This window comes from Nereida sp. MMG025 (genome assembly GCF_021654165.1).
GTDB lineage: Bacteria > Pseudomonadota > Alphaproteobacteria > Rhodobacterales > Rhodobacteraceae > Nereida.
The window spans coordinates 378,441-391,798 of record NZ_JAKFZN010000001.1 but is presented as its reverse complement, the minus strand read 5'-3'; the positions used below and the strand labels follow the sequence as shown (position 1 = coordinate 391,798).

Annotated in this window: 14 protein-coding genes; 6 read left to right on the top strand and 8 right to left on the bottom strand. The window is 58.2% G+C overall.

Going from position 1 to position 13,358, the window contains the following annotated elements; genetic code table 11:
• The first annotated feature begins 42 nt into the window (after positions 1 to 42).
• On the top strand, positions 43 to 858 hold the full coding sequence (cysE, locus tag L1065_RS01830; RefSeq protein WP_237093737.1) for a serine O-acetyltransferase: 816 nt from the start codon (positions 43 to 45) through the stop codon (positions 856 to 858).
• 166 nt (positions 859 to 1,024) lie between these two features.
• Here cysE and L1065_RS01825 read toward each other — a convergent pair whose 3' ends face one another.
• From L1065_RS01825 to pgk, 6 genes are all read right to left on the bottom strand, one after another.
• Positions 1,025 to 2,341, bottom strand: coding sequence for a pyruvate dehydrogenase complex dihydrolipoamide acetyltransferase (locus tag L1065_RS01825; protein ID WP_237093736.1), 1,317 nt, complete (start codon positions 2,339 to 2,341; stop codon positions 1,025 to 1,027).
• Positions 2,342 to 2,353: 12 nt separating this feature from the next.
• Positions 2,354 to 3,724: a pyruvate dehydrogenase complex E1 component subunit beta gene (locus tag L1065_RS01820; RefSeq protein ID WP_237093735.1), complete on the bottom strand. Its 1,371-nt coding sequence runs from the start codon at positions 3,722 to 3,724 to the stop codon at positions 2,354 to 2,356.
• Between the two features lie 3 nt (positions 3,725 to 3,727).
• Complete coding sequence (gene pdhA, locus L1065_RS01815; protein WP_237093734.1) at positions 3,728 to 4,729, bottom strand: pyruvate dehydrogenase (acetyl-transferring) E1 component subunit alpha; 1,002 nt, start codon at positions 4,727 to 4,729, stop codon at positions 3,728 to 3,730.
• A 141-nt stretch (positions 4,730 to 4,870) separates the two neighbouring features.
• Positions 4,871 to 5,188 (bottom strand): septum formation initiator family protein, encoded by a 318-nt coding sequence (locus L1065_RS01810; protein WP_237093733.1) that lies wholly within the window; start codon positions 5,186 to 5,188, stop codon positions 4,871 to 4,873.
• Positions 5,189 to 5,307: 119 nt separating this feature from the next.
• On the bottom strand, positions 5,308 to 6,201 hold the full coding sequence (locus tag L1065_RS01805) for a fructose bisphosphate aldolase (protein WP_237093732.1): 894 nt from the start codon (positions 6,199 to 6,201) through the stop codon (positions 5,308 to 5,310).
• Positions 6,202 to 6,300: 99 nt separating this feature from the next.
• Positions 6,301 to 7,482: a phosphoglycerate kinase gene (gene pgk, locus L1065_RS01800; RefSeq protein ID WP_237093731.1), complete on the bottom strand. Its 1,182-nt coding sequence runs from the start codon at positions 7,480 to 7,482 to the stop codon at positions 6,301 to 6,303.
• Positions 7,483 to 7,597: 115 nt separating this feature from the next.
• On the opposite strand from pgk, the gene L1065_RS01795 reads away from it, so the two are divergent.
• The 4 genes from L1065_RS01795 to L1065_RS01780 all read left to right on the top strand — a co-directional run bounded on the left by L1065_RS01795 (position 7,598) and on the right by L1065_RS01780 (position 10,238).
• A complete protein-coding gene (locus L1065_RS01795; RefSeq protein ID WP_237093730.1) occupies positions 7,598 to 8,104 on the top strand; it encodes a peptidylprolyl isomerase in 507 nt (168 codons plus the stop codon).
• Entirely contained in the window at positions 8,097 to 8,642 is a 546-nt protein-coding gene (locus tag L1065_RS01790; RefSeq protein WP_237093729.1) for a peptidylprolyl isomerase, read from the top strand. The genes L1065_RS01795 and L1065_RS01790 overlap by 8 nt, the downstream gene beginning before the upstream one ends.
• Before the next feature lie 75 nt (positions 8,643 to 8,717).
• Positions 8,718 to 9,680, top strand: coding sequence for a DUF3179 domain-containing protein (locus tag L1065_RS01785; RefSeq protein ID WP_237093728.1), 963 nt, complete (start codon positions 8,718 to 8,720; stop codon positions 9,678 to 9,680).
• Positions 9,681 to 9,815: 135 nt separating this feature from the next.
• Positions 9,816 to 10,238: a cupin domain-containing protein gene (locus tag L1065_RS01780; protein WP_237093727.1), complete on the top strand. Its 423-nt coding sequence runs from the start codon at positions 9,816 to 9,818 to the stop codon at positions 10,236 to 10,238.
• Here L1065_RS01780 and L1065_RS01775 read toward each other — a convergent pair whose 3' ends face one another.
• The gene (locus tag L1065_RS01775) at positions 10,239 to 11,342 is read right to left on the bottom strand and encodes an anhydro-N-acetylmuramic acid kinase (RefSeq protein ID WP_237093726.1); all 1,104 of its coding nucleotides are present in this window, start codon (positions 11,340 to 11,342) and stop codon (positions 10,239 to 10,241) included. It lies immediately after the preceding gene.
• Positions 11,343 to 11,402: 60 nt separating this feature from the next.
• Between L1065_RS01775 and tyrS the strand changes: the two genes are divergently transcribed.
• Positions 11,403 to 12,653 carry a tyrosine--tRNA ligase gene (gene tyrS, locus L1065_RS01770; RefSeq protein ID WP_237093725.1) on the top strand — a complete coding sequence of 417 codons (1,251 nt, stop codon included), beginning with the start codon at positions 11,403 to 11,405 and terminating at the stop codon, positions 12,651 to 12,653.
• Here the strand turns inward: tyrS and L1065_RS01765 are convergent.
• Positions 12,650 to 13,294, bottom strand: a complete 645-nt coding sequence (locus L1065_RS01765) for a hypothetical protein (RefSeq protein ID WP_237093724.1) — start codon at positions 13,292 to 13,294, stop codon at positions 12,650 to 12,652. The genes tyrS and L1065_RS01765 overlap by 4 nt on opposite strands.
• Positions 13,295 to 13,358: the final 64 nt, after the last annotated feature.

Below are 13,358 nucleotides of genomic sequence, written 5' to 3'. Positions count from 1 at the left end.
CGGGGCCGCGGGCGTATATGGCTGCGGGTAAGGAGGTGCCAAATGTTTGAACAAAGCACCAAGGTAAGCGAAGTGGATCCGATCTGGGCGCAGGTCCAGCTGGAAGCGCGTCAGGCGATTGTGGACGAGCCGCTTTTGGGCGGGTTGGTCCATTCGTCGATCCTACACCACGACACGCTTGAACGGGCGTTGTCCTATCGTTTGGCGCTGAAACTGGCGTCTGGCGAGATGTCGGAACAACTGCTGGCCGAGATTATTGACGGCGTTTTGGCCGCGGACACGGGCTTGGGGCACGCAGCGCGTGCAGATCTTGCGGCAATCTATGATCGTGATCCCGCCTGTTCGCGTCTGATGCAACCGCTGCTTTATTTCAAAGGGTTTCAGGCGGTGCAGGCCTACCGCGTCAGCCATTGGTTGTGGTGTGAAGGGCGCAAGGATTTGGCCTATTTCATCCAGATGCGCAATTCCGAGATGTTTGGGGTGGATATCCATCCTGGCGCGCAGATTGGCAAAGGCATCATGATTGATCACGCCCATTCGATTGTGGTCGGCGAAACGGCCGTGGTGGGGGACAATGTGTCGATGCTGCATTCGGTCACGCTTGGCGGCACGGGCAAGGAACATGACGACCGTCACCCCAAGATCGGCGATGGTGTGCTGATCGGCGCGGGTGCGCATGTGCTTGGCAATATCCACGTCGGCCATTGCAGCCGCATTGCTGCGGGGTCTGTGGTGTTGGAAGATATTCCGCCGATGAAAACTGTGGCGGGCGTTCCTGCCAAGATTGTCGGCGAAGCGGGCTGTTCGCAACCGTCGATCAGTATGGACCAGCTGCTTGGCAAGTCGATGGGCAAATGAGGTCCTAGCCTTTTGAAAAAGGAAAGCCGCGCGATTGGGCGCGGCTTTTTCTTTTTTTCAGCGTCCCTTGCCGCCGTGGATGGGCGATGTTGGGTTGTGACAAATGGACAAGGCGCCGCGCGGGAAGCGCAACGCCTTTTTGAGGGTCTTTGGATTGGACCTGGGCTTAGGCCAACATGCCCATCGGATTTTCAAGGTTGTCCTTGATCGCGTTCAGCAGGTTGGCACCCATTGCGCCGTCAATCACGCGGTGATCCACCGAAAGTGTTGTGGACATGACTGTTGCTACCTTCAGCTCTCCATCCGCGCCCACGACGGGTTTTTTCGCACCAGCGCCCACGGCCAGGATTGCGGCGTGGGGTGGGTTGATGATCGCGTCGAAGTTGTCGATGCCGAACATACCGAGGTTTGAGATTGCAAAGCTGCCGCCTTGGTATTCATTGGGGGCAAGTTTGCGGTCGCGTGCGCGGGCGGCCAGATCCTTCATCTGCGTGGACAAAGCGGAAAGCGATTTTTGATCCGCATCCTGCAACACAGGTGTAAAGAGGCCACCTTCGATGGCCACAGCCACGGCAACATCTGATGATGTCATCTGCAAGGTGCGGTCGCCTGCCCAGACGGCGTTGGCTTCTGGCACTTGTTGCAGGGCCAATGCGCAGGCCTTGATGATGAAGTCGTTGACCGACAGTTTCACGCCGCGCCCTTCGAGATTTTTGTTCAACTGGCCGCGGAACGCCAGAAGCGCGTCGAGTTCAATGTCGCGGCGCAGATAGAAGTGCGGCACGGATTGTTTGGCTTCGGTCAGGCGGGCTGCGATGGTTTTGCGCATGCCGTCCAGTTTGACCTCTTCGAAGTCGCGGCCCTGATACATCGCGATGACCTGATCTGTGGTCGGGCCTTGCGCCATGGCGGCACCTGCGGCAGGGGCTGCGGCTTTTGGGGCATCTGCGGCGGGGGCCGAAGCGGCAGCGGCGGGTTGGGCCGTTGCATTTTCGACGTCTGCCTTGATGATGCGCCCATGCGGGCCTGACCCTTTGATCGCTGACAGATCAAGGCCTTTGTCTGCGGCGATGCGGCGGGCCAGAGGTGTCGCAAAAAGCCGGCTGCCATCGCTGGATTTTGGCGCAGCGGGGGCAGGGGTCGCGGCCGCGGCCGCAGCGGCGGGCGCGGGGGCCTCATCTGCGGCGGGTGCCGCGTCTTGGGTTTTGGCAGGTGCTGCACCGATGTCATCGGCGCTTTCACCGTCTTCGAGCAAGACCGCGATGGGGCTGTTGACCTTGACGCCTTCGGAGCCTTCGGGAACGAGGATTTTGCCAACAACCCCTTCGTCGACGGCTTCAAATTCCATCGTGGCTTTGTCGGTTTCAATCTCGGCCAGAAGATCGCCCGAGTTGACGGTGTCGCCTTCCTTGACCAGCCATTTGGCCAGCGTGCCCTCTTCCATTGTGGGCGAGAGCGCGGGCATGAGAATTTCTGTAGGCATTGTCCGTGCTCCTTAGCGGTAGGTGACTTGTTTGCAGGCGTCGACCACTTCTTCGGTCGTGACCAGCGCAAGTTTTTCAAGGTTGGCCGCGTAGGGCATTGGCACGTCCTTGCCTGTGCAGCTGATCACGGGGGCGTCGAGGTAATCGAACGCTTCTTGCATGATGCGGCTGCCGATGTAGCTGCCGACGCTGCCTTGGGGCCAGCCTTCTTCGACGGTCACGCAGCGGTTGGTTTTCATAACCGACGCCAGAACTGTGTCCATGTCCATCGGGCGCAGGGTGCGCAGGTCGATGACCTCGGCGCTGATGCCCTCTTCGGCCAGTTTTTCGGCGGCTTCGAGTGCGTATTTCATGCCGATGCCAAAGCTGACGATCGTCAGATCCGTGCCTTCGCGCCAGATCCGGGCCTTGCCGAAGGGGACGGTGAAATCATCCATCACAGGCACATCGAAAGACTGACCATAAAGGATTTCGTTTTCCAGGAAGATCACAGGGTTGGGATCGCGGATCGCGGTTTTCATCAGGCCTTTGGCGTCAGAGGCCGAATAGGGCATGACAACCTTGAGACCGGGCACCTGCATATACCACGCCGCATAACACTGCGAGTGTTGCGCGCCAACGCGGGCAGCGGCGCCATTGGCCCCGCGGAATACCATCGGACAGCCCATTTGACCGCCCGACATATAAAGGGTCTTGGCCGCGGAATTGATAAGGTGATCAATGGCTTGCATGGCGAAGTTAAACGTCATGAATTCCACAATCGGGCGCAGACCAGCCATGGCCGAGCCTGTGGCAATCCCCGCAAAGCCGTGTTCGGTGATGGGCGTGTCGATCACACGTTTGTCGCCGAATTCGTCCAGCATACCTTGGGAGATTTTATAGGCGCCTTGGTATTCGGCAACCTCTTCACCCATCAGATAGACACGGTCGTCGCGGCGCATTTCTTCGGACATTGCATCGCGCAGGGCTTCGCGGACTGTCGTGGATTTCAGCTCGGTGCCTTCGGGCCAGTCGGGGGTCTGGTCCGGCACGGGCGCAAGCGGTGCCGCAGCAGCCGGTGTGGCGGCGGGCGCTTCGACATTGGTCGGCGCAGCAGCGGCAGGCGCGGGGGCGGCATCGGCCACGGCGTCTGCATCTTCACCCTCTTCCAAAAGCACGGCGATGGGGCTGTTGACCTTGACGCCTTCGGTGCCTTCTTCGACCAGAATTTTGCCGATCACCCCTTCGTCGACGGCTTCAAATTCCATCGTGGCTTTGTCGGTTTCGATCTCGGCCATGATGTCGCCCGAGTTGACGGTGTCGCCTTCCTTGACCAGCCATTTGGCCAGCGTGCCTTCTTCCATAGTGGGCGAGAGGGCGGGCATGAGGATTTCTGTTGCCATGATTTAGGCCTCCGCTTCTGCGTAGATGTCTGTCCAAAGCTCGTCCACATGGGGCTCTGGGCTTTCTTTCGAGAATTCTGCCGCTTCGTTCACGATGGCTTTGATCTCTTTATCGATGGCCTTCAGATCGTCTTCTGAGGCGTGTTTGCCTGTGGTCAGCATGTCGCGGATCTGTTCGATCGGGTCCCGTTCGTCTCGCATTTTCTGCACTTCTTCGCGGGTCCGGTATTTGGCAGGGTCCGACATGGAGTGGCCACGGTAACGGTATGTTTTGATTTCCAGAATGTAGGGGCCTTTGCCTGCGCGGCAGTGCGCTACGGCCTTTTCACCTGCGGCTTTGACAGCCAGAACATCCATGCCGTCCACTTCTTCGCCTTCGATGCCGTAAGCGGCGCCACGTGCAAAGTAGGAAGGGGATTTGGTGGACCGTTGGGTCGATGTGCCCATGGCGTATTGGTTGTTTTCGATCACAAAGACCGCGGGCAGATCCCAAAGCTCGGCCATGTTGTAGGTCTCGTAGACCTGCCCCTGGTTGGCCGCACCGTCGCCGAAGTAGATGAAGGTGACGTTGTCGTTGCCATTGTATTTGTCCGCAAAGGCCAGACCCGCGCCAAGAGGCACCTGGGCCGCAACAATGCCGTGACCGCCGTAGAAATGCTTTTCTTTGGAGAACATATGCATCGAGCCGCCTTTACCGCGGCTGTAGCCCCCTTCGCGGCCTGTCAGTTCGGCCATCACGCCTTTGGGGTCCATGCCGCAGGCCAGCATATGGCCGTGGTCGCGGTAGGATGTGATGCGCTTGTCGCCCTCTTTGGCGGTGGCTTCCAGACCGACGACAACAGCTTCCTGACCGATGTAGAGGTGGCAGAACCCGCCGATCAGACCCATGCCGTAAAGCTGGCCTGCTTTTTCTTCAAACCGCCGGATCAGCAGCATTTCGCGGTAATAATGCAGCAGCTCTTCGGCTGATACGTTGGATTTTGCGGAAGATTTCTTCGCAGCCATTTGGGGGCTCCCTTCACCAGTCGGCACAGGTTTTCAAAACAGTTTAACGTTAAACTATCTCCTAAAGCGCACAAAAGCATACCGCAACAGGTATAAATGTCGCGGAAGAAATTATCTGATTTGGGGGGGGCGGCAGGCGCGTTAGCGGATGACGATCTCGTCGTGGCGGACATACCCAAGCACGTCGCGGGCCTGTTGATCCAGAAGGTCCAGATCAAGGAAGGTGTCGGACAGGCGTTTGGTTTTGTTTTCCATCACGCTGACCTGCACGCGCAGGCTGTCGCGTTGGGCGCGCAGGGTTTCGGCATCGGCGTTGATTTCGGCGCGGCTGAAAATGCCGTAGTCGCCCTGAACGGCGGCGAAGGTGAAGTAGAGGCCAAGGGCAAAGGCAATCACAAAATAGACAAACACCCCGATCGCGGGGCGCGCATAAGCTGAGCCTTGGGAATAAAGTGCCATTGGTGTCGTGCCTCAATATCGGACGGACCTCGTTAAGCGGGCCCGATACCAAGACACTACAGCAAGCGATTCGCCGTGTGAATCCCCTTTGTGCTGTTTTTTGGACGCAGTGGCGGGGATCAGCCTGCGATTGAGGCGTCGTAAATTTCGCCGATGGTCTGGGCGAGTGTGGCGTCAAATTCCGCGTCCGTTTGCTGTGCCGACAAGCCTTCGGTCAGCGCACGGCTGAAGCTGGCGACAACGCCTGTGTTCTGGCACAGACGCGCATTGGCCTCGGCGCGCGAATAGCCACCCGACAGGGCCACCACGCGCAACACCTGAGGGTGTTCGCACAGGGCTTGGTATTGGTTGGCCGTCTCGGGCAGGGTCAGTTTGAGCATGATCTTTTGGTCGCTTGGCAAAACCGCAAGCTCTGCCAGAATGGCGTCGCGTAGCATGTTCTCGGCCTGTGCCTTGTCGGCCATGTTGATGTTGATCTCGGGTTCGATGATCGGGACCAGACCGTGCCCGATGATTTGGCGCCCGATGGCAAATTGCTGTGCGACGATGGCCTTGATGCCTTTGGTGTTGGCGTGGTTGATGACACTGCGCATCTTGGTCCCGAAAATGCCCTTGTCCACGGCGCGCGACAGCAGCGCATCCAGATCGGGCATGGGTTTCATCAGTTGCACGCCGTCTTCTTCGTCCTCCAGCCCCTTGTCGGTTTTCAGGAAGGGGACAACACCGCGTTCGTTCCACAGGTATTGCGCGGTGGGGGTGCCGTCGATGTCGCGGTCCATTGTCATCTCAAAGAGGATCGCGCCTGCCACCTTGTCGCCCGTGAAGGCGGGGGATTTGATAATGCGGCGGCGCATGGCGTGGATCAGGTCAAACATTTCCGCGTCATTGGTGTAAGCATCCGCGGTGACACCGTATAGGCCAAGCGCCTTGGGCGTTGATCCGCCAGATTGGTCGAGGGCTGCGATAAAGCCAGATTGTTCGGTGATTTTTGCGGCTTGTGCGGCATTCGACATAGAAAAGACCCCTTAAATATTGCTGTCTTAAAGGGTCTTTAGGTGAGGTTATTGCATCGCACAATCTCGGTTGCGCTAACGGTGCGCGAATAGCGCAGGTCAGCTCATTAAAGCGGCAACACCGGGAAGCGTTTTGCCTTCCATCCACTCAAGAAATGCACCACCCGCGGACGAGATATAGGTGAAATCATCGGCCGCGCCTGCCTGATTGAGGGCCGCGACCGTGTCGCCACCGCCTGCGACCGAGATCAGAGCGCCCGCGCGTGTCAGTTTGGCGGCCTGCGCTGCGGCGGCGTTGGTGGCCGCATCGAAAGGGGTGATCTCGAACGCGCCGAGCGGGCCATTCCAGATCAGGGTTTTGGCGCTCGCCAGTGTTGCGGCGATTTTGGCGACAGACGCGGGGCCTGCGTCAAGGATCATAGCATCGGCGGGGCAGGCATCGGCGGCCACGGTTTCGTTGGCGGCACCTGCTGCAAATTCGCGGGCCACAACCACGTCCACTGGCAGGATCAATTCGCAATTCTGCGCGCGGGCTTTGTCCATCACGGCGCGGGCGGTATCGGCCAGATCGTTTTCACACAGCGATTTGCCCACATCAATGCCTTGGGCGGCCAGAAAGGTGTTGGCCATGCCGCCACCGATCACCAGATGATCGACCTTTTCAATCAGGTTAGACAGCAAATCCAGCTTGGTCGAGACTTTGGCCCCGCCCACAACGGCCACCACGGGCCGTTTGGGCGTGGCAAGGGCTGCTTCAAGCGCGAAAAGCTCGGCTTGCATCAGGCGACCGGCGCAAGCGGGCAGATGGTGCGCCACACCTTCGGTGCTGGCATGGGCGCGGTGGGCGGCGGAAAACGCATCGTTGCAATAGACATCCCCCAAGGAGGCCAGAAACTGCGCCATTTGCGGATCGTTGGCCTCTTCCATGGGTGAAAAGCGGGTGTTTTCGATCAGGATGATGGCATCTGCGGGCAGCGCGTCGATCGCTGTGCGCTCGGGTTTGGCGATAAAGGTCACAGGCGCGCCGAAGGCATCAGACAGGGCAGGGACCAAAGGTTCAAGCGACATTTCGGGCACGACTTTGCCCTTGGGCCGTCCAAAATGGGCCAAAAGAACGGGCGATCCGCCTTTTGCGCGGATGTCGGTGATGGTGGGCACAATCCGATCAATCCGGGTTGCGTCGGTGATCTGGCCTGCGTCATCCATCGGCACGTTAATGTCCACGCGGGTCAGCACGCGTTTGCCAGACAGCGCCATATCATCCAGTGTTTTCCAGCCCATGTCGCGGTCTCCTTGATCGAATGGTGAAGCGCCCTCGTCTTACGCAGCGGCGACCTGCTTGGCAATCGGGTTGATCCGCCCTAGGTTGCCGCGCAACGGACAACAGGAGTTTCCAATGGCTGAAATCAAAGACCCAGAAAATACAATTCTTATGGAACTGAAGGGCGGCACCGTCACCATCGAACTGATGGCAGATGTCGCGCCCGAACACACAGCGCGCATGAAGGAATTGGCGCGCAGCGGACAGTATGACAATGTGGCCTTTCACCGTGTGATCGACGGGTTCATGGCGCAGACAGGCGATGTGGCCAACGGCAACATGGAAAACGATTTCAACCTGCGTATGGCAGGCACCGGTGGCTCAAGCCTGCCTGATCTGCCAGCCGAGTTTTCCAAGCTGCCCCATGACCGCGGCACGCTTGGTGCGGCCCGTTCGGCCAACCCCAACAGCGCAAACAGCCAGTTCTTTATCAACTTTAACGACAACCATTTCCTGAACGGTCAGTACACGGTCTATGGCCGCGTGATCGAGGGGATGGAGCATGTGGATGCCATCACGCGGGGCGAGCCACCTGCGGAACCTGACCGTATGATCAGCGTGAAAGTGGCCGCCGATGCGTAAGGCGCTTTTGGCAATATTGCTCAGCGCGAGCCCTGCATTTGCTGCGGGGATCGAGATTGATGTGGCTGGCGAGGCGAATGGCACGATCAAGATTGATCTGTTTGAAACCATCGCCCCGCAGCATGTCACACGCATTCAGACGCTTGCGGCCGAAGGCCAGTATAACGACGTGGTGTTCCACCGTGTCATCTCGGGCTTTATGGCGCAAACGGGTGATGTGGAGAACGGCAAGATGGGCAGCGACATGCGCCGCGCGGGCATGGGTGGCTCCAGCTTGCCTGATCTGCCTGCCGAGTTCACGGACCAGCGCAGTTTCGAGCGCGGCGTTGTAGGCATGGCGCGGTCGCAAAGCCCCAACAGTGCAAACAGCCAGTTCTTTATCATGTTCGCGCCTGCGCCCCATCTGGATGGTCAATATACCATCGTGGGTGAGGTGACCGAAGGGATGGATGTGGTCGATGCAATCAAGCAGGGCAATCGCAACGGGGCCGTCACCGGCCAGCCTGACCGCATGGTTGAGGTGCGTGTGACCGACTGATCACGCGCTTGTGGCTTTGAGAATGAAGGCTTCTTTGGCTAGGGTTTCACCCATTGGTCAAAGGAGCCTTTTTTTATGATCCGTATGCTTATCGGTTCAGCCTGTCTGAGCCTTGTCGCGCTGAGTGCATCGGCCAGTCCCGAGTTCTGGAAGTTCGAGTGGCCCCAGACCGATTTCGAGACCACGAGTGTGGACAACTGGGTCGAAATCCTGTCGGGTGGTCCGCCCAAAGACGGCATTCCTGCGCTGGATGATCCGCAATTTATTGTTGTGCGTGACGAGGACCAGATCGGCGAGCGCGAACCTGTAATTGCAGTCGAGATCGGGGACGCGCGGCCAAGAGCCTATCCAATCCGCTATCTGACATGGCATGAAATTGTGAATGACACGGTGGGCGGTGTGCCTGTTGCGGTCACGTTTTGTCCCTTGTGCAATTCGGGCATCACCTTTGACAGGCGCGTGCGCGGGCAGGTCTTGTCCTTTGGTGTGTCGGGCAAGCTGCGCAATTCGGATATGATCATGTATGACCGCGAAACCCAGAGCTGGTGGCAGCAGGCGCTTGGGCAGTCAATTGTGGGCGAGATGACAGGCGCACAGCTGACTCAACTGCCGACATGGATGGAAAGTTGGGCCGAGTTCAAGGCGCGCAACCCCGACGGGTTGGTCATGGCGCAGCCTGCGTTTAACCGTCAATACGGGCGCAATCCTTATGTGAGCTATGACAGTTCACACAAACCGTTTCTTTATTCAGGCGATATGCCGCCCCACGGGATCCCTGCGCTGGCGCGGGTGGTGCGCGTCGGCGATACGGCCTGGCCTGTTGCGCGGCTCACCAAGGGCGAGGTGCGCGAAAACGGGCTGGTGTTGTCGTGGAGCAGCGGGCAGGCCAGTGCGCTGGACAAAGGCAGCATTGCCAACAGCCGTGATGTGGGCACCGTGCGGGTCCGCGACCGCGCAGGAAACGATGTGCCCCATGATGTGATGTTCGCTTTTGCGTTTCACGCATTTTGGCCTGAGGGGACGTGGCGGATTGATTAGGCGCGCGTGTGTGTGACGGGCGGATTTTGTGTGAAGGGGCACGCCCCTTCACGCCTGCGGCGCGGATATTTTTAAACAAAAGAAGTTTGGTGTTGGTGCTTTTATTCGGCGGGCCGTTAAGGTTAATCATGTGGCATGAGCGCGAAAGACATCATTGAGCATCTTGGTTTGGAACAGCATCCCGAAGGGGGATGGTATCGACAGACCTGGGTAGGTGAGGGTGCGGGGCGCCCTGAGGGAACCTGCATTTATTTTCTGTTGGCTGACGGCGAGGCGAGCCATTGGCACAAGGTGGATGCAACAGAGATCTGGTTTTATCACGCCGGTGCGCCGTTGGTTTTGTCTGTTTCGCAAAGCGAAGCCGGACCTGCGAAAGACATGCGGCTTGGGCCAGATGTGCTGGCAGGCGAGGCAGGGCATTTGATTGTGCCCAAAGATGCATGGCAAGCGGCACGCACCACGGGCGATTATACGTTGGTAAGTTGCACCGTGACGCCCGGGTTTCGGTTCGAAGGATTTACGCTGGCAGAGGCCGGTTTTGATATTCCACGGGCGTGATCAGTTGCCAGACGGTTGGCTGAGGGTGCCGCCGCCGACGGCTGCTGATACACCTGTGGTAGAGGGACCAGAGGTGGGCAACCCGCGGGCCACGCGCACGGCCAGATAGCCGAACGCTTGTGCTTCGAGCATGTCACCGTTGAGGCCAACGGCATCGACCGGCTTAACTGGCACATTAATTTCGCGCTGTAGCGCATTCATAATAAAAGAATTATTTCGCCCGCCTCCTGTGACGTAGATCGCTGTTGGCTGGCTTGGACAATGGCTGAGACCTGCAGCCACGCTTTGCACCAGACACGCCACCAGCGTGGCGGCTGCATCAAAGGGCGAGAGCGTGTCGATGGCGTGCACCAGTGCGTCGAAACTGTCGCGGTCGAGCGATTTGGGGGGGATTTTGAAGAAATACGGGTGCTTGAGAAACTCGCCAACAATGGCGTGATCCACGGTCCCATCGCGGGCGGTGTCGCCATCTGCGTCATAGGGTTTGCCAAACCAGTCCATCATCACATCGTTGATCGGGGCATTCGCGGGGCCCGTGTCAAAGGCCAAAAGCGCGCCGTCATCTTCGGGCTTTGCCTTGCTTGGGTCGACCCAGGTGATGTTGCCAACCCCCCCGAGGTTCAGGAACGCCACAGGCGCGCAGGCGCCGATGTATTTTGCGCAGGCAAAGTGGAAAAACGGGGCAAGGGGCGCGCCTTGACCACCCATCTGCATATCGGCGCTGCGAAAATCCCAAACGAGCGGTTTGCCCAGAACATCTGCAAGGATTTGTCCATCGCCTGCCTGATGGGTGCGGCCTGCGTCGGGGTCATGGGCAAGGGTTTGGCCATGAAAACCGATCAGTTCTGCATCCTGAAAACGGTGGAGCGCTTGGGCGTGGGCCGTCTCGATCAACTCGCAGGCTTCGGACAGATCATCATCGTCTTGCCAGCGCCCGAGGGCCGCGCGAAGGATAGACTGTTCGTTGTCCGAATAGGGGCGAAAATGATGCGGGCCGAAGCCTTTGATCACGTCGCCATCGGTGACAACAATCGCGGCGTCCACACCGTCCAGAGAGGTTCCCGACATCGCACCGAGGGCGCGCACCATACCGCTTTTCAACATGCTCTTTTCCTTGGGCCTTTGCGCCCTTATAGAGACGTGAAACGGCCCAAGGAAGAACCAATGACATACCATCCCAAATCGGAATTCATCGCCATCATGATGGAACGTGGCTATCTGGCCGATTGCACCGATTATCAGGGCCTTGATGAGGCGCTGATCAAGGGGGTGGTGCCTGCCTATATCGGGTTTGACGCAACGGCCAAATCGTTGCATGTGGGCAGCCTTATCCAGATCATGATGTTTCGTTGGTTGCAAAAGACAGGCCACAAGCCGCTTGTTTTGATGGGCGGTGGCACGACAAAAGTGGGCGACCCCAGTTTTCGCGCAGATGAACGGCCTTTGCTGAACGAAGAGCAGATCAACGCGAATATCGACGGGATCAAGCAGGTATTTGCCAATTACGTCACCTTTGGGGACGGTCCCACGGATGCCACGATGCTGAATAATGCCGAATGGCTGGACGGGCTGAACTACCTTGAGTTCCTGCGCGATATCGGGCGGCACTTTAGTGTGAACCGCATGCTGTCGTTCGAAAGTGTGAAATCACGGTTGGACCGCGAACAATCGCTGTCGTTTCTTGAGTTCAATTACATGATTTTGCAGGCCTATGATTTTCTAGAGCTGAACCGCCGCTACGGGTGCCTGTTGCAGATGGGCGGCAGCGATCAATGGGGCAATATTGTCAACGGGATCGACCTGACGCGCCGTGTGCTGGACCATGAAATATATGGGCTGACCTCGCCTTTGCTGACCACCAGCGATGGCAAGAAGATGGGTAAATCGCAAGATGGCGCTGTCTGGTTGAATGGCGACATGGTCAGCCCCTATCAGTTCTGGCAGTTCTGGCGGAACACCACGGATGCCGATACAGGCCGGTTCCTTAAACTTTATACCGAATTGCCAGTGGACGAATGTGAGCGGCTTGGTGCACTGGCAGGCTCCGAGATCAATGAAGCCAAGATCATTCTGGCCAATGAGGTCACTGCGCTTTTGCACGGGCGTGCCGCGGCCGATGCGGCGGCGGCCACGGCGAAAGAGGTGTTCGAAAAGGGTGGTGTGGGTGATGATCTGCCCACGCTTGATTTGAGCGCGGCAGAGGTGGGCGACGGCATGTCCATCGTGCAGCTGATCGTCAAATCCGGGTTGGCCAAGTCAGGTAAAGACGCCAAACGCTTGATCGCGGAGGGCGGCGCCAAGATCAACGATGCCCCGTTGAGCGATGCGGGACTGATGATTGATGTGGCGGCTCTTGCCAGCCCGATAAAGCTGAGTGCGGGAAAGAAACGTCATGCGCTGGTGAAGCTAAGCTAGAAGCTTTTGTCGCCCCCATAGGCGTCCTCAACAACTCCAAGGATGGCACGGGGGAGGCAGAAATCATGCTTCCCCTTTCTGTAGACCGGGAAGTAATTCGTCGGGCAGGGCGCACCATTGGCGATCCACGTGTCGCCTACTTTTTGATCACAGCTGTCTTTACCCTCAGGAAATCCTGCGATGCCCGTGAAATAGTCCTTACGATAGCGATGCTTTCGTGCGTCCCGTGCGTTGCAGCTATCGCGGGTTGTATCGACATTGATGAAACATACCCGCGCCTGTGTGGTGCATGTGTACGTGCGGCCCAATGTACGCAAGCGCCACACGTTGCGTGTGCAATTTGTGGTCAGATTGCCCGTGCGTTGGAGCATCTCAAGCGAGATCGGATTTTCCGTCTCGCTCCAGCCCATCTTGGTGCGCATCATGTTGTAGATCCGGGCATGCAGGTTTTTTTCCGAGGCACTTCGGGCGCGGTCTTCGCGTTTGAAGTTGGAGGTCGTGTTTTTCACAATCCCCACATCGTCAAAGCAGGCCATTGACCCGATTTCGCCGTCAAGGCGGTCTAAATAGGCATCGGCCAGACCCAAGGACGGGAGGGTCAGGCTTGCAGTCAGAAGAGCAGAAAGAATAAGGTTTTTCATAAACGGGCCTCTCGAATTAAAAATAATCCAAGAGTGCCCGCCCTGTTTTGCCCTGTGAAGTCAG